The 22,322-nt window shown below is 48.1% G+C and carries 19 protein-coding genes and 2 pseudogenes; 11 read left to right on the top strand and 10 right to left on the bottom strand.

What is annotated here, in order from left to right:
- Positions 1-95: 95 nt before the first annotated feature.
- Both bioD and NDI33_RS25770 read right to left on the bottom strand, forming a co-directional pair.
- Positions 96-776 carry a dethiobiotin synthase gene (gene bioD / locus NDI33_RS25775; protein ID WP_190675280.1) on the bottom strand — a complete coding sequence of 227 codons (681 nt, stop codon included), beginning with the start codon at positions 774-776 and terminating at the stop codon, positions 96-98.
- Positions 777-881: 105 nt separating this feature from the next.
- On the bottom strand, positions 882-2,909 hold the full coding sequence (locus tag NDI33_RS25770) for a serine/threonine-protein kinase (RefSeq protein WP_190675254.1): 2,028 nt from the start codon (positions 2,907-2,909) through the stop codon (positions 882-884).
- Positions 2,910-3,504: 595 nt separating this feature from the next.
- Between NDI33_RS25770 and NDI33_RS25765 the strand changes: the two genes are divergently transcribed.
- Positions 3,505-4,497 (top strand): ribose-phosphate pyrophosphokinase, encoded by a 993-nt coding sequence (locus tag NDI33_RS25765; RefSeq protein ID WP_190415987.1) that lies wholly within the window; start codon positions 3,505-3,507, stop codon positions 4,495-4,497.
- A gap of 67 nt (positions 4,498-4,564) precedes the next feature.
- Here NDI33_RS25765 and NDI33_RS25760 read toward each other — a convergent pair whose 3' ends face one another.
- The 3 genes from NDI33_RS25760 to NDI33_RS25750 form a co-directional block, all read right to left on the bottom strand.
- Positions 4,565-4,993: an NUDIX hydrolase gene (locus NDI33_RS25760; RefSeq protein WP_190415986.1), complete on the bottom strand. Its 429-nt coding sequence runs from the start codon at positions 4,991-4,993 to the stop codon at positions 4,565-4,567.
- 8 nt (positions 4,994-5,001) lie between these two features.
- On the bottom strand, positions 5,002-5,457 hold the full coding sequence (locus NDI33_RS25755; RefSeq protein ID WP_190675278.1) for a DUF3531 family protein: 456 nt from the start codon (positions 5,455-5,457) through the stop codon (positions 5,002-5,004).
- Between the two features lie 139 nt (positions 5,458-5,596).
- On the bottom strand, positions 5,597-6,499 hold the full coding sequence (locus NDI33_RS25750; RefSeq protein ID WP_190675276.1) for a Sll0314/Alr1548 family TPR repeat-containing protein: 903 nt from the start codon (positions 6,497-6,499) through the stop codon (positions 5,597-5,599).
- Between the two features lie 519 nt (positions 6,500-7,018).
- Here NDI33_RS25750 and NDI33_RS25745 point away from each other — a divergent pair.
- Both NDI33_RS25745 and rsmG read left to right on the top strand, forming a co-directional pair.
- On the top strand, positions 7,019-7,693 hold the full coding sequence (locus tag NDI33_RS25745) for an ABC transporter ATP-binding protein (RefSeq protein WP_190415984.1): 675 nt from the start codon (positions 7,019-7,021) through the stop codon (positions 7,691-7,693).
- 77 nt (positions 7,694-7,770) lie between these two features.
- On the top strand, positions 7,771-8,541 hold the full coding sequence (gene rsmG / locus NDI33_RS25740; RefSeq protein WP_199302402.1) for a 16S rRNA (guanine(527)-N(7))-methyltransferase RsmG: 771 nt from the start codon (positions 7,771-7,773) through the stop codon (positions 8,539-8,541).
- A gap of 60 nt (positions 8,542-8,601) precedes the next feature.
- Here rsmG and NDI33_RS25735 read toward each other — a convergent pair whose 3' ends face one another.
- Positions 8,602-9,156: a hypothetical protein gene (locus NDI33_RS25735; protein ID WP_190675272.1), complete on the bottom strand. Its 555-nt coding sequence runs from the start codon at positions 9,154-9,156 to the stop codon at positions 8,602-8,604.
- 406 nt (positions 9,157-9,562) lie between these two features.
- Between NDI33_RS25735 and NDI33_RS25730 the strand changes: the two genes are divergently transcribed.
- From NDI33_RS25730 to NDI33_RS25715, 4 genes are all read left to right on the top strand, one after another.
- Positions 9,563-9,703, top strand: coding sequence for a hypothetical protein (locus tag NDI33_RS25730; RefSeq protein WP_190675253.1), 141 nt, complete (start codon positions 9,563-9,565; stop codon positions 9,701-9,703).
- 39 nt (positions 9,704-9,742) lie between these two features.
- Positions 9,743-9,967 (top strand): hypothetical protein, encoded by a 225-nt coding sequence (locus tag NDI33_RS25725; protein WP_190675252.1) that lies wholly within the window; start codon positions 9,743-9,745, stop codon positions 9,965-9,967.
- Positions 9,915-10,148, top strand: coding sequence for a diguanylate cyclase (locus NDI33_RS25720; protein WP_190675250.1), 234 nt, complete (start codon positions 9,915-9,917; stop codon positions 10,146-10,148). The genes NDI33_RS25725 and NDI33_RS25720 overlap by 53 nt, the downstream gene beginning before the upstream one ends.
- A 236-nt stretch (positions 10,149-10,384) precedes the next feature.
- Positions 10,385-11,569: a ferrochelatase gene (locus NDI33_RS25715; RefSeq protein WP_190675248.1), complete on the top strand. Its 1,185-nt coding sequence runs from the start codon at positions 10,385-10,387 to the stop codon at positions 11,567-11,569.
- A gap of 134 nt (positions 11,570-11,703) precedes the next feature.
- Here the strand turns inward: NDI33_RS25715 and NDI33_RS25710 are convergent, their stop codons facing one another.
- Positions 11,704-12,249 carry an NADPH-dependent FMN reductase gene (locus NDI33_RS25710; protein WP_190410883.1) on the bottom strand — a complete coding sequence of 182 codons (546 nt, stop codon included), beginning with the start codon at positions 12,247-12,249 and terminating at the stop codon, positions 11,704-11,706.
- A 324-nt stretch (positions 12,250-12,573) separates the two neighbouring features.
- Here NDI33_RS25710 and ftsH point away from each other — a divergent pair, with 324 nt between their 5' ends.
- On the top strand, positions 12,574-14,484 hold the full coding sequence (gene ftsH / locus NDI33_RS25705) for an ATP-dependent zinc metalloprotease FtsH (RefSeq protein ID WP_190675246.1): 1,911 nt from the start codon (positions 12,574-12,576) through the stop codon (positions 14,482-14,484).
- A gap of 276 nt (positions 14,485-14,760) precedes the next feature.
- Here ftsH and NDI33_RS25700 read toward each other — a convergent pair whose 3' ends face one another.
- Positions 14,761-15,396, bottom strand: a complete 636-nt coding sequence (locus NDI33_RS25700; RefSeq protein WP_347275884.1) for a M23 family metallopeptidase — start codon at positions 15,394-15,396, stop codon at positions 14,761-14,763.
- Positions 15,397-15,751: 355 nt separating this feature from the next.
- On the opposite strand from NDI33_RS25700, the gene NDI33_RS25695 reads away from it, so the two are divergent.
- Positions 15,752-16,126 (top strand): hypothetical protein, encoded by a 375-nt coding sequence (locus NDI33_RS25695; protein ID WP_190675239.1) that lies wholly within the window; start codon positions 15,752-15,754, stop codon positions 16,124-16,126.
- 3 nt (positions 16,127-16,129) lie between these two features.
- Here NDI33_RS25695 and NDI33_RS25690 read toward each other — a convergent pair whose 3' ends face one another.
- A complete protein-coding gene (locus NDI33_RS25690; protein ID WP_190675237.1) occupies positions 16,130-17,419 on the bottom strand; it encodes a lipid-A-disaccharide synthase in 1,290 nt (429 codons plus the stop codon).
- A gap of 279 nt (positions 17,420-17,698) precedes the next feature.
- Here NDI33_RS25690 and NDI33_RS25685 point away from each other — a divergent pair, with 279 nt between their 5' ends.
- Entirely contained in the window at positions 17,699-21,676 is a 3,978-nt protein-coding gene (locus NDI33_RS25685; RefSeq protein ID WP_190675235.1) for a magnesium chelatase subunit H, read from the top strand.
- A gap of 85 nt (positions 21,677-21,761) precedes the next feature.
- Positions 21,762-22,211: pseudogene (locus tag NDI33_RS25680) on the top strand (Uma2 family endonuclease); the annotation flags it as partial.
- 11 nt (positions 22,212-22,222) lie between these two features.
- Here NDI33_RS25680 and NDI33_RS25675 read toward each other — a convergent pair.
- Positions 22,223-22,322: pseudogene (locus NDI33_RS25675) on the bottom strand (IS982 family transposase); the annotation flags it as partial.

Raw genomic sequence — 22,322 nt, 5'->3', positions numbered from 1 at the left:
CTCCAAAAATTTATGATGACGTGAAGGAATTAATCGGGTAGGGCGGTGTATCGCCAGAACTTGACTCCCTACCCTTGGTTATCTTTGAATTTTGGTTAAAGTGGCATCAATCGCTCTATATCTAAATCTGACGCAACTTGAGCGAGTTTACCGAGATCGCTGAGGTCGCTCAGATTGGGCAGAATCCCAAAAACTGGGGTATTGGTTAAAGACTCAATCAAATCGCTTGGGCACCAATCGGCGATTTCTTGTTCGGTACGAGGTTGAACGCAATTCAGGACGATGCCTTTGAGGTGGACGCCCGACTGACGAGAGAGGGCAACATTCGCAACCGCTTGGGCGATCGCTCCTAATCTTACCGGCACCACTAATACCGTTGGCAACCCCCAATCCCTAGCCAAATCCGCTACCGTGAGTTCGTGCGTAACCGGCGAACCCAATCCTCCCAATGCTTCTATCAGCACAAAATCTCGCTGACGCCGCAGATTTTCAAACGCTTGCCAAGCTTTTCCTAAGTCAACACTCCTTCCTTCCCGTTCAGCGGCGATGGGAGGCGCTAACGGTGCCTGGAAGTACAACGGATTAATTTCCTCTAAAGATTGATTGAGAGAAAATAACTGATTGTAAAGTTCTCTATCCCCAGTTCCCGACTGAATTGGCTTCATCATCCCTAAGCTTTTGGCAGGACAATACATCTGCCAATAAGCTGCCAAAGCCGCAGTCAAAACTGTTTTCCCAGCGTCCGTATCGGTTCCAGTAATTAGTAGCGCGTTCAAAGTAGTTGTCACTCGTCAGTTGTCACTCGTCAGTTGTCAGTAGAAGTTGGAAGCTTGTAAAGTTGGAAATCCATCTTCTAAGGTTTACCCACCATCGATTACCCATTACCGAACACTAATATCTAGCGTAAAGGGTGTATCCTCTGGCGCAATTACATCAATTTGATAATTTCCAGCGCGAGGCACCTGAGCCTGCCAAGACAAAACGCCAGAGGCATCTTCCACGAGAGCGCCATCGGGATACCGAATATCTAAAGTTGCCCCACCTGGTTGAATGTCCGCCTTCAGTACCTGCCCTTGTTGCACATTTACCAAGTAACGCTTAATCCGCTGCGGACTGGTTCGAGCCGAAACCTGCACAGCCGGTTCGCCGGGAGGGAAGGTAATCGATTGAGTATCAAATTGACCGGCGGGAGGAGTGGGAGTAGGAGTAGGTGTCGGAGTGGGTGTGGGTGTCGGCGTTGGCGTTGGGACTGGGTTCGCAAGGCTAATCTGTAAGTTATAGTCGCTCTGAGGCAACCCCTTGATCGGACTTAGCTGAATGGTGTAATTGCCGGTAAAGGGAAGCGTTCCTGTCCAACTTCGGACTCGCCTAGCATTGTTACTAATTGGGTTTTGATCGGGTCCCAACACCGTCATTAACACGCCTTCGTCATTCAGCAAGGAATTTAATTGTTGATCTTGTTCTCCACGAATGATGTAGTTCAGAGTTTCGTTTCCTTTGAGATTTCCTTGTTTATTCAGCGTTTGACCGGGTACTAAGTTTAGGCGCTGACTGTACGCTACTGGTTCTAAGCTGGGTGTGGGCGTTGGCGTTGGTGTGGGCGTTGGCGTTGGTGTGGGCGTTGGTGTTGGGGTGTCAGAAACTATCGGCGTTGGATCTGGTTGAGGCTGCCGATTAATCACAAAGCTGACTAACGCCCAAGAACCCAGTCCAGCTAATAAAGCAAGACTGATTACAACTGCGAAGACAGCCCAAGGATCTTCCCAAGTCGAGCGGCGCGGTTCGGGAATCACTGGATCGGGTCGAGTTGGACGGGCGGCATTCGGATTGACCGGGTTGCCAGGAGTATTTTGGTTAGGCGTCACCGGATCGGGTCGGCGTCCTACCGCTACTGTTTGTACTTGGGAAGTAGTCGGACGGGGCGGTTGAGGGCTGGGAGCTGGCGGTTGCGGGTTAGCGGGTGGAGGTTGAAAAGTTGCGGGTGGCGGTTGAAAAGTTGCGGGTGGCGGTTGGATCGATGGTGGCGGTTGAAAAGTTGCGGGTGGCGGTTGAAGAGCGGCGGTTGTATTCGTCAGAGATTGGAGTGCTTGTACAACTTCTCCAGCTGATTGGTAGCGATCGCCCGGTCGATAACTTAACATCCGATTCAATACTTGAGCGAACCCATCGCTGACGTTCGCCCACCTGCGCCATTGCCACGTTAGCTGAGTCGCATCCAGCAATTCTGCTGGCTCCTTGCCTGTGAGCATTACCGCAGCCGTCGCTGCTAAAGCGTAGAGGTCGCTGCTAGGGTAAGCTTGCCCTGCCTGTATTTGTTCGCTGGGGGCATAACCGGGTTTCCCGACCGTTGTCGCGATTGGTCTGGTAACATCTGGTAGCTGAAACCGAGTTGCCAGCTCCTTAACCACGCCGAAATCGATCAGCACAGGTAAGCGATCGCTCTCCCGTAAAATAATATTGTCCGGCGCAATATCCCGATGAATAATCCCTTTAACATGGATGTGCGCTAAGACGGGCAACAACTGCCGCAGAAATTGCACCACTTCTGCCTCAGAGAAAGTGTTGCCTTGACTCCGACGCTCATCAAGCAGCATCCGATAAGTCTTCCCCTCCACATAGTCCTGCACTAGGAACAACCGCTGATCTTGCTCAAAAGTAGCCCGAAACTGGGGAATCTGCGGGTGCTGGATTTGGTAAAGAGTCGTCGCCTCTCGCTGAAACAGTTCCCTTGCTTTCTCCAGCGCATAAGCTGATTCTTGAGCAGGAATTAATTCCTTTAAGGCACATCGTTCGCTAAAGCGCCCCTGGTCCTCTGCTAGATACGTTCGTCCGAACCCTCCCTGACCGAGAATACCGATCAAGCGGTAGCGGTTTTGTAGAATCGTTCCAATGACAATCGGGGGTTGCATAAATAAGGGCTAGGGAAGAAGGGCTTTTCAAGATGCAATTATGACAAAGCTATGCTACCTTACCTTCTTGGATCTATTTTGGCAAAAGCTGTCGCTCACCGTTCCATCAGCTTCTAATCTTGGCTTGTTGGAGCTTGTTGGAAAGTGAGTCGCTCCCCCCAGCCATCAGTCGGACTTTCCGATGCGGCTAATCGGCGATCGCGTTCCCTTAATGTATTTTTACTTTGCTTTCTATTTGTTAAAAAATTATTTATTATCAAAGCATTTGTCTAGAAATCTGTACATTTGAATTGCCTATGCGATCTAAAGTTTATGTTTTATCAGGAGAAATACGGAGACGTTATCTTAACACTTTACTTAAGATTCCAAAAACTAAGGCATTCTACTGAGATGCTCATACCTGAAGAAACCTGCATTGAAGAGTTCGGTTCTCAAACTTAAGACCAAAACTTTCTAATTCTTGTCTATAGAGCAATTTTTTAGATATTCTGTAACCAGTGATTCAGATATTCATCCCTTCTTAACAAATAAATTTGATAAGTCTTTTCGGCGACAATGATAAGATTGCGATCGAAGTAGCTCTTGAGGGTCTGCTGTGCTCCGTTCTCCCACTATATCGCTTCAGCCTACGCTGCCACAAATAGCAGATAACAATCGTCTGCGACTGTTTTCCGGCTCTGCTAATATACCCCTCTCTCAGGAAGTTGCTCGCTATCTAGGCATGGACTTGGGACCAATGGTTCGCAAGCGGTTTGCTGATGGAGAGCTTTACATTCAAATTCAAGAATCGATTCGAGGGTGTGACGTCTACTTAATTCAACCCACTTGCCATCCGGTGAACGATCACTTGATGGAATTGCTGATCATGGTTGACGCCTGTCGCCGCGCCTCGGCTCGACAAATTACCGCAGTCATTCCTTATTATGGCTATGCGAGAGCCGACCGCAAAACAGCGGGACGCGAATCCATTACCGCCAAGCTGGTTGCGAACCTGATTACAGAGGCTGGAGCCAGCCGGATTTTGGCGATGGATTTGCACTCAGCCCAGATTCAGGGATACTTTGATATTCCCTTCGATCACGTCTACGGCTCACCCGCCCTCATCAATTACCTGGCAAACAAGCAACTATCTGACTTGGTTGTTGTTTCACCGGATGTAGGTGGTGTGGCTAGAGCCAGAGCGTTTGCAAAAAAGCTAAACGATGCCCCGTTGGCGATTATTGATAAGCGTCGGCAAGCGCATAACGTAGCAGAAGTGATGAATCTGATTGGCGATGTCGAAGGCAAAACAGCCGTCTTAGTAGACGACATGATTGACACCGGCGGTACCATTTCCGAGGGCGCTAGGTTGTTACGCAAAGAAGGCGCTAGGCAGGTATATGCCTGTGCTACCCATGCAGTTTTCTCTCCACCTGCAATTGAGCGGCTCTCAAGCGGGATATTTGAAGAGGTGATTGTCACCAACACCATCCCAGTCCCCGAAGCAGATAGATTTAAACAACTGACGGTTCTTTCGGTCGCCAATGTGCTGGGCGAAACTATTTGGCGGGTTCACGAAGATAGTTCTGTCAGCAGTATGTTCCGATAAATCTTAATCCGCGAGGGATGTAGTTTTTTTAGGTCTAGGGACATGGCATTGCCATGTCCCTACAAGATTACAAGTAATGCAAAAATTCTCCTGGGACTAATCGCAACTCGCCAGATGTAAAACGATTAATTTCTACCCAAAGTGCCGCTTTTTGGCGATCGCCTTCAGCAAAAATTGTTCGTTCAATCTGATAAAGCTTGGGATCGACAAAATCACATTGATACAGTTGAATGATTTCGTGACCAGGCTTACCGTTGAAAGTAAACAAATTTTCGATACAGCCAAGATATCGAATATTCGTTAATTCAGCCTGGATTTCTTCTTGAAATTCTCGTTGCAGTGCTTCGAGGCTGGTTTCTCCAAAGTCAACGCCGCCCCCTAAGGCGCGATAAAATGTATTTTGCTTAACGGGGTCATAGCCTTCGGAAATAAAAATGCGCTCGTCGTTCCGAATCAGCCCCAAGGCAAGCACCCGAATTTCACCTGATTTGTGCATCGTTTTTGTCAATTTTCGTTGTAACTAAAGGCAGCCCGACTTTCGCTACCCTCAACAGGCCAGTCTTCATTTTCGCCGCCAATGTACAAACGTTCAATTCTTACGTATTCGTTGTTCAGCTGGTTGAGGGAGTTAATCAAGACATCAAGCGCGATCGCATCACTGGTTCCTAGATCGAGCCAGCACCGTGCCCATCCCCCTTCATACTCAAACTCGCCCATATTATGCATGAGCGAGACCATTGTGTTATCCGCTGCCTCAGAATCGTAATCCATGTAGCTGATATCTAAACCCGTATCCTGGACTTGGAGATTTTCTGCATTAAATCCTCCCAATTTTCCCAAGAAGAACCAGGAGTTAAACACCTCCTCGACATACTGCTTTTCCATCTCCGAGGGAACCATGCTGAACTCCAGCCAGATCCACAGATCGAAAGGGTTAAACTCGCGGAACACTACCTGCATATCAACCGTGAAGTATAAAGTGTAAAGGATGAAATTCAAGAAATCGGCTTCAATCCATTGTTTTGGAACCTGTTTTGGAACCGCAAACTCATTTCATCCTTTCTTTCATCCTATCGTTTATACTTCATCCTTTTAGGCTTCATCCTCCCGTAATCCGGCGTTGTGCTTTATCGCGTTCTCGCTTCAGCTGTTTAACGACGTTCGCCGGGAGTTGGGCTTCTTTTGCGATCGCTTTGTCAAAATTCTCCACCGCCCGCTTGAACAAATCTTGGTTATTGTTTTTCTTCTTCCCTTGCTCAACCAGGATCTGCCCCTTGAGATAGAACAATTCTGGGTTATTTGGCGTGATTTGACTTGCCTTTTCCGCAAATTCCCACGCCTTATCGTACTTCTTCAAGTCCCGATAGCCGACGGCAATTCCTCGATATGCCAAATAAGATGGACTTGCTTTTTCTAAGCGTTCAATCGCTTGATTGGGGTTAGAAAAGGGCAAATTCACCGCAATCATCAAATCCATATACCCCTTGAGCAAGTTGAGTTCTGCGTCATCAGGTGCTACTTTTTCAGCTTTATCGAGGTATTCAAATACCTGCTGCAATTTACTCAAAGCTTGCGGGCCACTTTTGATTGCATCTCGATTCGCGATCGCAATCGTATGAGCGCCTTGTAAAAAATGACCTACTGCGGTGTAGAGATTTCCCCGCAAGGGATCGCTTGCTGTAAGCTGCTCAGCCGTTTGCAGCGTCTTGTCCGCGTATAATTTAAACTCATCTAACAAAGCTTGTTTTTGTTGCTTGCTCTCCGCACTTTCCCCTTTCCAGTCAATAGAGGAGTAGGTGAGAGACGCCTTCATTGCGTATGCTAGGGGTTCGTTGGGTTCCTGCGTTTCCGCTTGCTGTAGGTAACGCTTTGCTTCTAGATAGTTTCCCTTTTCAAAGATTGCCTTGAAAGCAGCTTCTGTACTGTCTCCGATATTCCGAGGATTGCTAGAGCGAAAAGGGTCATCCGCTAGACTAGGGCTAGACCAAACGCTGACTGCCATCAGCGATGCGAGCAGAGCAAAACGTGCAGACGCTGGCGCGATCAAAGGCTTAGAGCAAATCGCGGGTGTATTTGCGATCGCAGAAACAATCTGCTTCGGAACCGAAAATCGATCCATTATCGTCATCCTCACAAAACCTTACGCTTGAGTGAATGCTGTCTCCAATGTTAAATGCTATCTAGTAACGCCAGAAAATATTCTGTTACCATCGCCCTTCGGCTCAACATTTAGAAACAACAAGTGTATAATTAGTCACTTCTAGATAAAGAGAGTTAAATGCGTTTGACGCCTTTACTAAATTCCAGGTTCCGGAAAAATTTAGTTAATTTTTTTTAAATGCCAAGGATAAAAGTAGAAATAAAGAGATCCGGAATCGCGGATAAAATTTGTTTTGCTCAAAAACAGGTTTCGTTCAGTTTTTCTTGTGCCGAATAATTTAAGTCAAAATTAAAGAAGGCTTTTTTGTTCCCAACTGGATGCCTTGACGAGTTCGCTTTCTATTTTCTATTCGGGTAATTAATGCTCTATCTCAAAAACCTGACTTATCACCCCCCGGCTGCCCCTACTGCGATTCTAAAAGCCCTTAATTTAGAACTGGCACCGAACAATCTGGGTCTTGTCATTGGCCCAAGTGGCTCTGGCAAAAGCACATTTTTAGAAATTCTCGCAGGTCTGGCGGAAAAAACGGATGGTGCCCTCTATTGGCGAGACCAAGAACTGACTCCCGAACATCTGCAACAGTTGGGAGGATTAGTGTTTCAATTTCCAGAGCGGCATTTTTGTGGCGGGACAATTTTAGAAGAACTGCGGATGGGGCATCCAGAGTTGGGATCGGAAAAAGTCACGGAAGCTCTGCAAGAAGTAAATCTGGCACATCTGCCGTTGCATACCTCACCGCATTCCTTGAGTGGAGGTCAACAGCGACGCCTTGCTCTAGCAGTGCAGTTAATTCGCCAACCTCATTTGTTGTTGTTGGATGAACCCACCGCTGGCCTAGATTGGTCAATGCGGCGTCAGCTAGTGAGTTTATTAGCAAAACTCAAAACCCATTGGACGCTGTTGGTCGTCACGCACGATGCGGGTGATTTGTTAGCGATCGCCGATCGATGCTGGACAATTAACCACGGAGAATTGCAATCGGTGGAACCAGCGTCATTGGAAGCCAAAGTGATTGAGCCGCAACCAGCAGCTTAAATGGGTTTGGACGGTTGTAGGGCGAACCCTTTCCCGAAGGGTAATTCACAAATTTAAAAAGTTGAAGGTTGGCGGTCATGGGTGAGATTGAGACGCTAATATTGCCGGAAATGGCAGATATCTGGCAGCAAACATTAGGCTGGCAGCCGGAAGCCGAACAGAGGCAACAATTTCAGCGCCTTTACAAGCTAATTTTGGCAGGAAACCGCCAGCTAAATTTAACTCGCATCACCGAACCGACAGAGTTTTGGGAAAAACATCTGTGGGATTCTCTGCGAGGAATTGCACCCCTGCTATCCTCCCATTCGGAAGGGACAAGCGATCGCTTGTCCCTTCCCTCCGTCGAACGCGCTATCGATATTGGGACTGGAGGAGGATTTCCGGGGATTCCCATTGCGATCGCCCTCAGCCATTGCACCGTCACTTTACTGGATGCCACGCGCAAAAAAATCGCGTTTTTAGAAACTCTGATCGACCAGATGGGGATTCAAAATGCTGCTACTTTGACTGGTAGAGCCGAAGAAATTGGTCAACATCCCCAGCATCGAGCTTCTTACGACTTGGCACTGGTGAGAGCCGTCGCCACAGCATCTGTCTGTGCAGAATATGCCCTCCCGTTACTAAAACCCGGTGGCTTAGCCATCCTCTATCGAGGACAGTGGACAGAAGAAGAAACCAATGCTCTACAACCAGCGCTTGTGCAATTGGGTGGTGTCATTGAGTCGATAGAAGGGTTTACGACTCCTTGTAGTCATAGCGATCGCCACTGTCTTTATCTCCGCAAAGTGGCACCCACGCCGAGGGAATTTCCGCGCACTGTCGGCTTACCTGCTCAAAAGCCACTTTAGCCGCAGGCGATGGCAGGGTGGGGTTTTTTCGTATTTTTGGGTCATCAACCAGATTCGATATTATCCATTCTCGTAACGCTGCAACAGACTGGCTAAAAACTCAGCGGCTGTGGTGTAGGTTCGCGTTTCCGCTTTTCCCTTTACTGAACTTACCCACCAACCTTGTGCAGTTTGAGGCGATCGCCATAATTCTAAATGCTCTACTGGCGGATCGGCATAGAAACTCTCTTCGCCACTTCCCAGTACCGCTGAACTCCAGTGTGTAAAGTAATCGTGACTGAGTCGATGGATGGGAAAGTTACCAGACAAAGGCATACCCCAGCCATCTAGCGCAATCAAAGCTTTAACCGTTCCTCCTGATAGCTGCCACAGCCAAGCCGCTCCAATTGCCCCCACAACACCCGCACTGAAGCTAATAAAGATTACGGGTGATGCTTGGGAGCTAGGCGGACTAAGATTTACGCACAAATAATTGTAAATATCCGCTGCTGAGTAAGCGGCGAATTCTTGAACCGGAAAAATCAACAGGTTCTCTCTCTTTTTTGGCTGTAATTCTTCCAGAAAACTCTGCGTTAGCGCTGGATCGTGGATACCTGGACAAATAATGACGCTCATCATTTCTAAAGGTTAGGGGCAAATGATGACGAGCATCATTTGAATTATGAAAATATCTTACAGACAAAACATCGATCTTCAGATATAAAAAATCTTAGAAAGACTTTTAAAAGTTTCAATTCAGGGTGTAGCTAGTTGTTAGCGGGTTCCCAGCAGAATCTATGATTTCAACGATTAGTAAATCTGGACTTACGCTCTTTAGCTGAAGACATAAACTGCCTGTCGCTATTATGTTTCACTTATAGGTGACAAGAAGTGAAAAAATATGGTGGCTGTACGTGGCAGTGGTAAAATTCCTGAACACAATCCCAACATCGTTCAGTTGGATTCAGGAAACACTTAGCAAATGAGACAGAAGAAGATAACAGCGCTTCAGCGAAATCTAGCGCGCTAAGTGTATTCCCTTATGGCTGTTCGCTTACAGAGGATATGCGGTGGCGTCGTGACGGCTGCCCTTCCTTGTTGGCATCGGGGTTTCGATTGCGGCACTGTGTCTCTGGCAAGGACTAGAAGCACTGGAGAGCGATCGCATTCAGCAGAAAATTGACTGGAAGCCGAGAGTATAAAAATCGAACTCACTGGGGAAATGGAAGAGCGATTTTTAGCACTGGTTCGCATGGCAAAGCGCTGGGAAAATGCGGGGAAGCCATCTCAGCAAAATTGGGAAGCAGATGCAACACTTAATTTTCAGCAGTTCAGCGGCTATCAAGCGATTGAATGGGTAGATCCGGAATTTAATGTGCGCTGGGGTATAACCAGTGACAGTCGCAGAAAATCTTGCCCTAGCGCTAGCCAATTTATCGCTGTATGAAACTTTACAAAAACAAAAGGTACAATATCGGCGTCAGCAACTGGGTACGATTTCAATCCCGCTGGGAGTTGCTTGCTTCCCGATTCACGGCAATACGGGAGAGGCAGTCATTCATGCGGCGGATGCGGCACTTTACAAAGCGAAGGCGCAAGGACGCGATCGCGTTAGCGTATGCCACTAGATGCAGCTCTTCCCCCGATCGCTCGCTCCTGACTTGTATCAATCATTGGATGGATGAATTGCGCATCAAAACTCGCTGCAATATTATCTAACTACTAAATTTTTTACCTTAATCCCCCCATAGGGGATGTTAACCTAAAAAAGGAGTGGTGCTTTGAGGGGATTGAATCTGTACGACAACGCGATCGCCCCAGTTTCCACTCTGATGTAGACACCATTCAAGTTGAGGAACGCGACTTGGTAGCCACCCCAGAAAAACTTCAACAAAATAACGATTCAGCCACTGGTAACGACCGCGTAGCCGTATTGCTGATGGGCTATGGCGAAGTAGAAAGCTACGACGACTTTGCCAACTATAACGAACAAGCTTTAAATCTACTCACCGCTAAGTTTGCGCCGGTACCCACCTGGATTTATCCACCACTCGCAAAGCTTTTGGCAATCTTTGACCTGCACGAGTGGAACCACCAGCACGATCATTTTATTTCCCCCCACAATGCAATTTTTGAACAGCAACGAGCGGGGATAGAAAAAAATCTACAAGAAAAATGGGGCGATCGCGTTAAAGTTTTCAAAGCCTTTAACTTCTGCGCTCCCTTCCTTCCCGAACAGGTTCTTGCTGAAATCAAAGAGCAGGGTTTTGACAAACTGCTGATCTACCCGCTCTTAGTAGTAGATTCTATCTTTACCAGCGGGATTGCGGTCGAGCAAGTAAATAACGCCCTTTCCAAACTCTCTGACGGTAGCGAACATTGGATTAAGGGACAGCGTTATATTCCCTCCTTCTACAACGAACCCGCCTACATCGAATTGTTAGCGCGTCTAGTAGAGGAGAAAATTGCCCGCGATTTAGCAGTCGCGCACCTACCCTCCCAAACTGCCATCGTGTTGATGAACCACGGTTGCCCTCACAAAGCTAAAGGATTTACCTCTGGCATCACTGAAAGTGAGGCACTCTACGAGAGAGTTAGAGAGAAGCTGATTAATAAATATCCGCTGATTTCAGTAGGTTGGCTCAACCATGACACGCCTCTGATTGAATGGACTCAACCTAATGCCACCCAAGCTGCTGAAAATCTAATTCTGCTGGGTGCTACCTCCGTCGTTTTCATGCCAATCGGCTTTGCTACTGAGAATCACGAAACTCTGCTAGATGTAGACCACATCCTGCATAGCTTACGGCGTCGGCATCCTGAAGTGACTTACGTGCAAATGGAGTGCGTCAACGACCATCCAGAATTTTTAAAGATGGCAGCAGAATGGGCGCATCCTCAGATTGAAGCTTTATTTTCAGAACAAGCTCTTTCCGTTAATCCTCAGATGGCGGCGATGCAAGCGGCTCATACCCACGACCACCACGATCACGGTCATCATCACCATGACCACGGTCATCACCACGACCACGAGCACCACCATCATTAAATAATTGGGTGTTTTTTAACGCCTAGAACCACAAAGGAATAAAGCAAAGATACGCAAAGAAAAATCATCTCTGCGTACCTTTGTGATTTCCTTGGCGTACCTTTGCGTTAAAACTTCCCAATTGAAGCCGAAAACTAGGCAGCCTTTCTCAGTTTTTGGGTATTTTCTACTAAACTTTTAGCAAATTCATCAAAGCGCTCAGAAAGTTTATCATCCAGCAAGTTCCCATTGGCATCAAACGCTTTCCAAGCTTGTCCAATGGCAATTTGTTCCGGAATTACCCAAGCATGAACCCAGCGCATAATTACCCGCAGATCGTTGAGAGCGTTACTATTTGACTGACCTCCCAAGACACTAATTAAACCTGCAACTTTATCGCTTAGCTGGTCAAAGCTCATTAAATCTAAGGCATTTTTCAGCACACCACTGACACTACCATGATATTCAGGGGTTGCCAAAATTAGGCCATCTGCCTCAGCGACGGCTTTCCGCATCTTTGCAACATCTGGAAAGTCTGGAAATTCCTTTTCCCCGTTACAAAAAGGCAGATTCATTTGCCGCAAATCAAGAACTTCTACCTCAGCACCAAGCGATCGCATTCGCAAAGCTGCCAAATTTAGAGCCAGCTGACTTTGAGATTCAGCCCGTAAACTCCCGCCAATTCCCACAATTTTGACCATATCAATCCTCCATGAAGATGAAAACAAGCTTTAGTAACCGCAAAAATAGTTAATTTTAGGCAATCACCTGTCACCGAGACATCGGTAGATAAATTTACGATAATATTAAAGCGTACTCGTTATGAATACGTTTAAGATAACAAGTTCCACCCAACTTCGTCAACAAAGCAGCCAAAACCAGCAAACCGATTCTCGGCAAGGCTGGAATCGAGACAGTTAAACTAGAAGATGGAAAGGTCTGCTCAACTCCTGATTTAGGCAGATTCCTCTGGAAATCCAGCAACCTAGGGGTTGAGTCAAAGCAGCAGGGAAAGGGCAATAGTTATGAACAATAATTCTGGGATCGAAGCATGGATAGGGGATCGACCGGCAAAAAGGTCTAAAGATTCCGTTAAACCAGCGCCACGACGCTTCTGGCAGATCGCCGCCAGTTTGATGATTTTCCAGGGGATGCTGCTGAGTCCTCCTGCCCTCGCCAAGGCAGAGCAGAACACCCTCACCTATGGCGATTTATTGCAGAAACTTGAGGCAAACCAAGTCACCAAAGTGGAAATTGACCCAGCCACCCGGATGGCTAAGGTTAGATTAACGGGGCAAAAGCCAACCGATCCGCCGCAAGAGGTAATGCTTCTAGAGCAAAACCCAGAATTGATCGAACAACTCCGCGACAAAAATGTCGAACTTGATGTACAACCTTCGACCGATAACACCGCAGCGGTGGGAGTAGCGGCAAACTTACTATTACTCTTCTTCTTACTGGGAGTATTAATGTTTATTTTCCGTCGTTCTAGTAATGCCTCTGGCCAAGCCATGAACTTCGGGAAATCAAGAGCCAGATTTCAGATGGAAGCCAAAACCGGCGTCAAATTTGACGACGTCGCCGGGATCGAAGAAGCCAAAGAAGAACTCGAAGAAGTCGTCACCTTCCTCAAACTTCCAGAGAAATTCACCGCCGTAGGTGCGAAAATTCCCAAAGGCGTCCTGTTAATTGGCCCTCCCGGAACCGGGAAAACATTACTCGCCAAAGCGATCGCAGGGGAAGCTGGGGTTCCCTTCTTCAGCATCTCCGGCTCGGAATTTGTGGAGATGTTCGTCGGCGTCGGTGCATCCCGCGTCCGCGACTTATTCAAAAAAGCCAAAGAAAACGCTCCCTGCTTAATCTTCATCGATGAAATCGACGCCGTCGGACGGCAAAGAGGCGCAGGCATCGGCGGTGGGAACGACGAACGGGAACAAACCCTCAACCAGCTCTTGACAGAAATGGACGGGTTTGAAGGCAATACCGGAATTATTATCATTGCCGCGACCAACCGTCCCGATGTTCTGGATTCGGCGCTGTTGCGTCCGGGACGTTTTGACCGACAAGTGATGGTGGATGCACCGGATCTCAAAGGACGCCTTGCGGTTCTGGAAGTTCATGCGCGGAATAAGAAAATCGCCCCCGAAGTCTCGCTGGAAAACATTGCTCGTCGGACTCCAGGCTTTACAGGTGCTGACTTAGCGAACCTACTCAACGAAGCTGCCATCTTGACCGCCAGACGGCGGAAAGATGCGGTTACAGAGCTAGAAATCAACGACGCCGTTGACCGGGTGGTAGCGGGGATGGAAGGCACACCGCTGGTGGATAGCAAGAACAAGCGATTAATTGCCTATCACGAAATCGGTCATGCCGTGATCGGCACCCTGTTACCCGGTCACGACGCGGTACAGAAAGTCACCCTTGTACCACGCGGTCAAGCACGAGGACTAACCTGGTATACTCCGGGTGAAGAGCAGGGTTTGTTTTCGCGATCGCAGCTGCTAGCTCGAATTACCGGAATTTTGGGCGGACGTGCAGCGGAAGAAGTCATTTTTGGCGACGATGAAGTGACAACGGGTGCTTGGAATGACTTAGAGAAAGTGACATCGCTGGCGCGGCAGATGGTCACGCGCTTTGGAATGTCCGATTTGGGGCCGCTGTCGTTGGAAACTCCGAATGGGGAAGTATTCTTAGGGCGCGATTGGGGGAGCCGTAGCGAGTATTCTGAAGAAATAGCGACTCGCATTGATACTCAAGTCAGAACAATTGTTGAGCATTGTTATAAGGAAGCTTGTCGGCTGATTTTGGAAAACCGAGTCTTAGTAGACTATCTGGTGGATCTTTTGTTAGACCAAGAAACGATTGAGGGCGATCGCTTTCGTCAAATTGTAACTGAACGCGCCCAAGTGCCTAAGAAAGAGGTAGCACTTCCTTAATTACCTTAATTAAAAGTGCTTGTTCTTTAAACAGAACACTTCTATAAAAGAACTCGTTTTCCTGAAAAAAACGGGTTCTTTTATTGCTAAGATTTGAGCCTGCCAATCTTCGGGGCGTTCCTGTATAACGTTTCTCAGTTGAGTGCAGTATATTGCGGTTTCTAACAAGTAGGGACATGGCATTGCCATGTCCCTACTGATGTATTGCACCCAGTCCTTGAATTGCTTTTGTCTTAGGTAAGAAGGATTGAGCCTAAGAAAATGTTGTCAAGTCGATCAATAATCAATCGTTCGTTGCCCCTGACGTTTCCACCATGATGTCTGACTTCTAGACGGTTGAAGCAAACGTTGCCCAACTTGCCGAACATTACCGGGTTGTTGAGCATACATTGCTTTAAGAACCTGAGCCGGATCTACATAGTTATCGCCATACTTTAATCCCCAGTGGAGATGAGGGCCAGTAGTGCGCCCAGTCATCCCTACCCGACCAATCCGGGCACCTGCTGGCACTTGTTGCCCTTCCCAAACTACAAGACCCCCGCTGCGATCGATGAAATAACGACCGCCATTGGCGGTTTCCACGCTCCCTTTCATGTGACAGTAGACGTGACGCCACGCACCGGACTCCACAGTAATTGAGGTGCCGCAAAGTCTATCTTGTGAGACTTTCACGACTTTCCCTGCCCACCAGTTACGAATGTAACTTCCTTCAGGTGCAGCAATGTCTAAGCCCCGATGGAATTCCAAACCCCCAGAACCAGAAGGAGAGCGACGGTAGCCAAATGCAGAAGTATAGCCTTGAAAATTTTCAACTGGGAAAGATGCCCCTTGCCAACTATTGCCAGTTAATGCCGAACTTGCTCTAACTTCCAATGCCTCAACTGATTTTGGCTGTAATTCTACTGCTGGCATTAACCAGGCTAAAGGCAGCCCTAATAAAAATAGAAATCGTCTTGGATGGAGAAAGCGGTTTTGAAGGTTTTGTGGTACGGACCCTTGCTGCATTGCTTTACTCTTCGTTTGCCCGAATTAAGATCGATAACCGAGAACTGTGGTGCTTATCTACGCAGCCAATTAACCGAAAGATGTTACTTTAGATTGCTGCCGTGTCAAGTTTGACAGTCAAGCCTTTAGCTGGGGTCTGTCTCTGGGTGGAAATTGTCGGCACTTCAAAACTTTTTCCGGCAGTGAGGAACAACCTATATTCACGGATTCTTGACTTTTGTTAAAATCCCTGAAGAGTAACTACTATAGTGTTGTAAAACCCATGCTGATTGAAATTCTACCGTTTAGATTCGAGCTGAATGCGACCGCGATCGCGGGTGCAGGTCTATGGTCGCTGGCTTTATATCTCGGTTGCTCTCCGGTCAGCGAATGGGTGATGGAGCAAATTAATCGCTGGTTTAACTTCGCTGAGCGATCGCTCTACACTTCACAGGAAGAGTTTGAAAGAACCCGCAAGGGTAGAGAAGCTCAAAATGCCTTTTATGCTTCTATTTTCAGCATTGTGCCTTTTTTCTTAATTGGCGCGATTTGCAATTATGGGGTAGAACTTGGCTTAGGGCGCAGCTGGGCAATCAGTATGGGAATGCTTGCTTGTGTCGGTTGCGGGATCTACGAACTGGGGCGTCGTAGCGCTTAAAAATCAAGCATTTTGTATTTCTAACTCCTCGTAGACTAACTTTGCCAGTTTTTGGGCAGCACCCACTTCACCTCGAATACTGCGGAGGCGATCGCGCATTTCCTGCAATTTTTCAGGATGATTTAAATAGTCCAAAGCCAATTCTGCAACCTCTGTCGCTTGTAGTTTACCGACTAATTCTGGAACTACCTGCGTTTTTGCCCAAATATTAGGCCAAGCATATAAATGCCCTTTTCGCATGACTTGTTGCATGATGATCCAGTTGATTGCTTTGGCAAAACTAGAACCGAAGACTGGCAAATTTGCTAGTAATCCAGGCAGCCCATCCCAGCTTCGCATCGCATCCAGTTGTTGAGTCGGTAATAATACAATCATCGGGACGGCTAGGGCAGCAAGTTCAGCAGTATTGGCTCCCACGGTCGTAAAACACAGAGAACATTGGGATAGTAAGTCATAAGCTGGCGATCGCGTCCACAGTTCGACTCGCGCTCCGGCTGCTGTTTTTAAATACGGAAGTTCTGGCGCATCGGGAGTCATGAGTTCGGCTGTTGCGCCTTTCACTAAGTCAATTACTGGATTTTGCTTGGGATCGGCAAATCGAGCTAAAGTTTTTAGATCCAAAGTCGGAGCGACGGGGATCACAAAGCGGGTTTGGGGACGGTTAGCATAGATGCATTCTGCGATCGCTAAACACAAAGGTACTCCTTGAGCAAGTTTTGCTGGTTTCGACCCAGGCAATAACCCAATCGTTTCACCAGAATAGATTGCCTCTGAAATTTCTAATTTTTCATTTTTAGTGTTTAACTCTCCCGCTTCTGTCATTAAATCCCCGACAACCGTGAACTTGTAGGCATATTTCTTGGGAATGCGGGCGACGAGTTCCGGTTTCATGACGCCAAATCGGTCAATCAAACTGTGCCAACGGGCGTCCCACTCTGCATAAATAACTGTGCGATAACCCAAGCGTCTGCCAATGACGACGGGAAAAACTTGATCTCCACCGAGAAACAGAACCACACCGCGATCGCGCCAATCCCAGTTTTCCGCCGTCTTTCCCCACAGCAAGAACTCCCAAAACTTCTCTGCCCCCTGGACGCGGTCAACTTCCGGGTACGACTGGGCAATTTCCGCTTCTTTACCACTCGCGTTGGGACAAGGAGACAGAACGACCGAGATCCGCACTGCTGAACGGTCATCTTCGAGTTGTTCCCGTAAAGCCTTCACGACAGGACGAACCCAGGTGGCTAACTCCCCAGGGCCATTTGAAAGAATCAAGATGTCCGATATTGGCATTCCCATTTCCCTAAAACTTAATACTTATTTGCAAAACAATGAGTAATCACTTTCAAATTTGTCAATAAATATAAAAAATTGTTGCGAAGTTTTTATCGAATTGTGTCAGATAATGCCCAAACCCCTCACTGGGTAAGCATTTTTTGGTAAAAACACTTCATAAGCCAATCAATCATCAGAACCCAGAATTCAGAAAGATGAGCGATCGCCTCAGACTTCTGTATCTTTAATTCTGCCTTCCAAAATAAGAGAACACGTTATCATTTGGAGCCTACGCGAATGTTCACTCACGTCAAGTCCACCATTCGCCACATTGCCCCGGACAACCTGCGGGGGCGATCGCTACTCAAGGTGGTCTATGTCGTGCTAGAGCCGCAGTACCAGAGTGCCCTCTCAGGAGCGGTTCGCTCAATTAACGAGAACCATCCCGGCTTAGCCATCGAAATTAGCGGCTATCTGCTTGAAGAACTGCGCGACCCTGAAAACTACGAGGGTTTTAAGCGAGACGTTGCGGGTGCCAATATCTTTATCGCTTCCCTGATTTTTATTGAAGACTTAGCCGATAAAGTTGTTGCGGCAGTAGAACCCCACCGCGACGCGCTTGATGTCGCTGTTGTCTTTCCATCGATGCCGCAAGTGATGCGCCTGAACAAAATGGGCAGCTTCTCGATGGCGCAACTGGGGCAATCCAAGAGTGCGATCGCCCAATTCATGCGGAAGCGCAAAGAAAAATCCGGTAGCGGCTTCCAGGATGGGATGCTGAAGCTGCTGCAAACTTTGCCCAAAGTTCTGAAATACCTGCCAATGGACAAAGCGCAGGATGCTCGGAACTTCATGCTCAGCTTCCAATATTGGCTAGGCGGTTCCTCAGAAAACCTAGAGAACTTTCTGCTGATGCTGGCGGATAGATACGTTCTCAAGGGTGTAGAGACGCGCCGTGGCTCGTCTTTCCAATACAAAGACCCCGTCACCTATGTTGATATGGGGATCTGGCACCCCTTGGCACCCCAGATGTTTGAGGATGTCAAAGAATATTTCAACTGGTACAACAGCCGCAACGATATTTCTGCCGATCTCAAAGATCCCCTGGCTCCCTGTGTGGGCTTAGTGCTGCAACGCACTCACCTCGTCACAGGCGACGATGCCCATTATGTGGCGATGGTGCAGGAACTCGAAGCAATGGGCGCACGGGTAATTCCCGTCTTTGCTTCCGGTTTAGATTTTTCTAAGCCAGTTGAGGCTTTCTTCCTCCAAGGCAACCAGACAATCGTGGATACGGTGGTATCCCTGACCGGATTTGCCCTGGTCGGTGGTCCTGCTAGACAAGATCATCCCAAAGCAATTGACACGCTCAAACGCCTGAATCGCCCCTACATGGTGGCACTGCCGCTGGTATTCCAAACAACGGAAGAGTGGGAAAATAGCGATTTAGGGCTGCATCCGGTGCAAGTGGCATTGCAGATTGCCATTCCCGAACTGGATGGAGCAATTGAGCCAATTATCCTTTCTGGAAGGGATGGAGCAACTGGGAAAGCGATCGCCCTCCAAGATCGCATAGAAGCGATCGCTCAACGCGCCTTAAAATGGGCAAACCTGCGCCGCAAGCCAAAACTCCAAAAGAAAGTTGCTATCACCGTCTTTAGCTTCCCACCGGACAAAGGTAACGTCGGGACAGCTGCTTATCTGGATGTATTTGGTTCCATCTACGAGGTGATGAAAGCCCTCAAGCAGAACGGCTACGACCTCCCAGAACTTCCAGAGTCAGCGATGGCGTTGATGCAAGAAGTCATCCACGATGCCCAAGCACAGTACAGCACTCCGGAACTGAATATCGCCTATCGGATGTCAGTGCCAGAGTATGAAGACTTAACGCCTTACTCTCAGCGGCTAGAAGAAAACTGGGGCAAACCACCCGGACATCTCAATAGCGACGGGCAGAATTTATTAATCTTCGGCAAACACTTCGGCAACGTCTTTATAGGCGTCCAGCCAACCTTCGGCTACGAAGGCGATCCGATGCGGTTGCTATTCTCCCGTTCTGCTAGTCCCCATCACGGCTTTGCCGCTTATTACACCTATCTAGAGCGAATTTGGAAAGCCGACGCCGTGCTGCATTTCGGCACGCATGGCTCGCTGGAATTCATGCCCGGTAAGCAGATGGGGATGTCTAACGAATGTTACCCCGATAACTTGATTGGGAATACTCCCAATCTCTACTACTACGCGGCAAATAACCCCAGCGAAGCTACCATTGCTAAGCGCCGCAGCTACGCGGAAACCATCTCCTACTTAACTCCTCCGGCAGAAAATGCTGGACTCTACAAGGGTTTGCAGGAATTGAGCGAGTTAATCGGTTCTTACCAAACCCTAAAAGATACGGGACGCGGAATCCAGATTGTTAACACGATCGTAGATAAGTCCCGCATGGTGAATCTGGATAAAGATATCACCCTGCCAGAGAAAGACGCCAAGGAGATGACCAGCGAGGAACGGGACACCCTGGTCGGTTTGGTGTACCGACGACTGATGGAAATTGAGTCGCGGCTATTGCCTTGTGGCTTGCACGTCGTTGGGAAACCGCCAAGTGCAGAAGAAGCGATCGCCACCCTGGTCAATATCGCCTCTCTCGACCGCAACGAAGAAGAAATTCTCAGTCTTCCCCGGATCATTGCCAACAGCATCGGACGCGACATTGACGACATCTATAAGAACAACGACAAAGGCATCTTAGAAGATGTCCAGCTGTTGCAAGACATCACCCTTGCCACTCGTGCCGCTGTTTCCGCCCTCGTCAAAGAGCAAACTGACGCCGATGGTCGCGTTTCCCTCGTTTCCAAGCTCAACTTTTTCAACATGGGCAAGAAGGAACCTTGGATCGAATCCCTGCATAAAGCAGGCTATGCGAAAGTTGACCCAGAAGCAATTAAGCCTCTATTTGAGTATTTGGAATTCTGCCTCCAGCAAGTTTGTGCCGATAACGAACTGGGTGCCTTACTTAAAGGCTTAGAAGGCGAATACATCCTTCCGGGGCCAGGTGGCGATCCTATCCGCAACCCAGATGTCCTGCCTACAGGCAAAAACATCCACGCCCTCGACCCCCAATCTATCCCCACCGCAGCCGCAGTCAAATCCGCCAAAGTCGTTGTAGACCGACTGCTAGAACGGCAACGGGCGGAAACAGGTGCCTATCCCGAAACCATTGCCTGCGTCCTCTGGGGAACCGACAACATCAAAACCTACGGTGAATCCCTCGCCCAAATCATGTGGATGGTGGGCGTTAAACCCGTGCCCGATGCTTTGGGACGAGTCAATAAACTGGAACTGATTCCCCTGGCTGAACTCGGACGCCCCCGCGTTGATGTGGTGATCAATTGTTCTGGTGTCTTCCGCGACTTGTTCATCAACCAGATGAACCTACTCGACCAAGCCGTGAAAATGGCAGCAGAAGCCGATGAACCGCTATCGATGAACTTTGTCCGTAAACACGCCTTACTACAGGCGGAGGAAATGGGCATCAACCTGCGTCAAGCGGCAACTCGCGTTTTCTCTAATGCTTCTGGTTCTTATTCTTCTAATATCAACCTGGCAGTAGAAAACAGCACTTGGGAAAGCGAATCTGAGTTACAAGATATGTATCTCAGCCGCAAATCCTTTGCCTTCACTTCTGATAGTCCAGGCACAATGGAACAGTCGCGTCAGATTTTTGAAGCAACGCTGAAAACAGCTGAAGTAACGTTCCAAAATCTCGACTCTTCCGAGATTAGCCTCACGGATGTTTCCCACTACTTTGACTCCGACCCCACCAAGGTTGTCGCCACTCTGCGCGGCGATGGCAAAACCCCAGCATCCTACATTGCTGACACTACCACTGCCAACGCCCAAGTCCGCACGCTATCAGAAACCGTCCGCTTAGATGCCCGTACCAAACTACTAAATCCCAAGTGGTACGAAGGGATGCTAAGTCACGGTTACGAAGGCGTCCGCGAACTCTCGAAGCGCCTGGTAAATACGATGGGTTGGTCTGCAACTGCTGGTGCTGTCGATAACTGGATTTACGAGGATACAAATACCACGTTTATCCAAGATGAAGAGATGCGGAAGCGGCTAATGAACCTCAATCCTCACTCTTTCCGCAAAGTTGTCGCAACCTTACTCGAAGTCAATGGTCGCGGTTACTGGGAAACCAGCGAAAGCAACTTAGAGATGCTGCGCGAATTGTATCAGGAGGTCGAAGACCGAATTGAAGGAATAGAATAGTCGGTAACTGAAACTCATGTAGAGACGCGATTAATCACGTCTCTACATGAGTTAAATCATCCCAAATCTAAACCCCTATGTCGGTATGACTGCCCTAACCGTCAACCTCAACCCGATTATTAAGCTGACAGATGAGCAATTTTTTCAGCTTTGCCAAGTAAATGAAAATCTAAGGTTTGAGCGCGCTGCTACGGGAGAATTAATCATCATGTCACCCGCCGGGGGAGAAACAGGAAATCGCAACGCCGGACTAACTGCTCAACTTTGGATTTGGAACGAGCAAAACAGATGGGGTAAAGTTTTCGATTCCTCAACAGGTTTCAAACTCCCCAATGGTGCGGATCGTTCTCCTGATGCTGCTTGGGTGAAACTGGAACGATGGGATGCGCTAACTCAGCAGCAGAGAGAGAAATTCCCCCCCATTTGTCCTGATTTTGTAGTTGAGTTACTTTCACCGAGTGATAGTTTGAAAGTCGCTCAAGAGAAAATGAAAGAATATCGAGACAATGGCACTGTTTTAAGTTTGTTAATTAACGTGAGTTCGGGTTAAGCAGGCAAGGCAGCATCGTTGATCAGGGAGGGCTTCTTGGGCTGGTGGCAGTAGGCAATTAAGCCGGCTATCAAATTGACGGCAAAGTTGACAGGA

The organism is Trichocoleus sp. DQ-A1 (assembly GCF_039961955.1).
Taxonomy (GTDB): Bacteria; Cyanobacteriota; Cyanobacteriia; order Cyanobacteriales; family FACHB-T130; genus FACHB-T130.
This window is presented reverse-complemented; position numbering and strand designations above follow the sequence as displayed.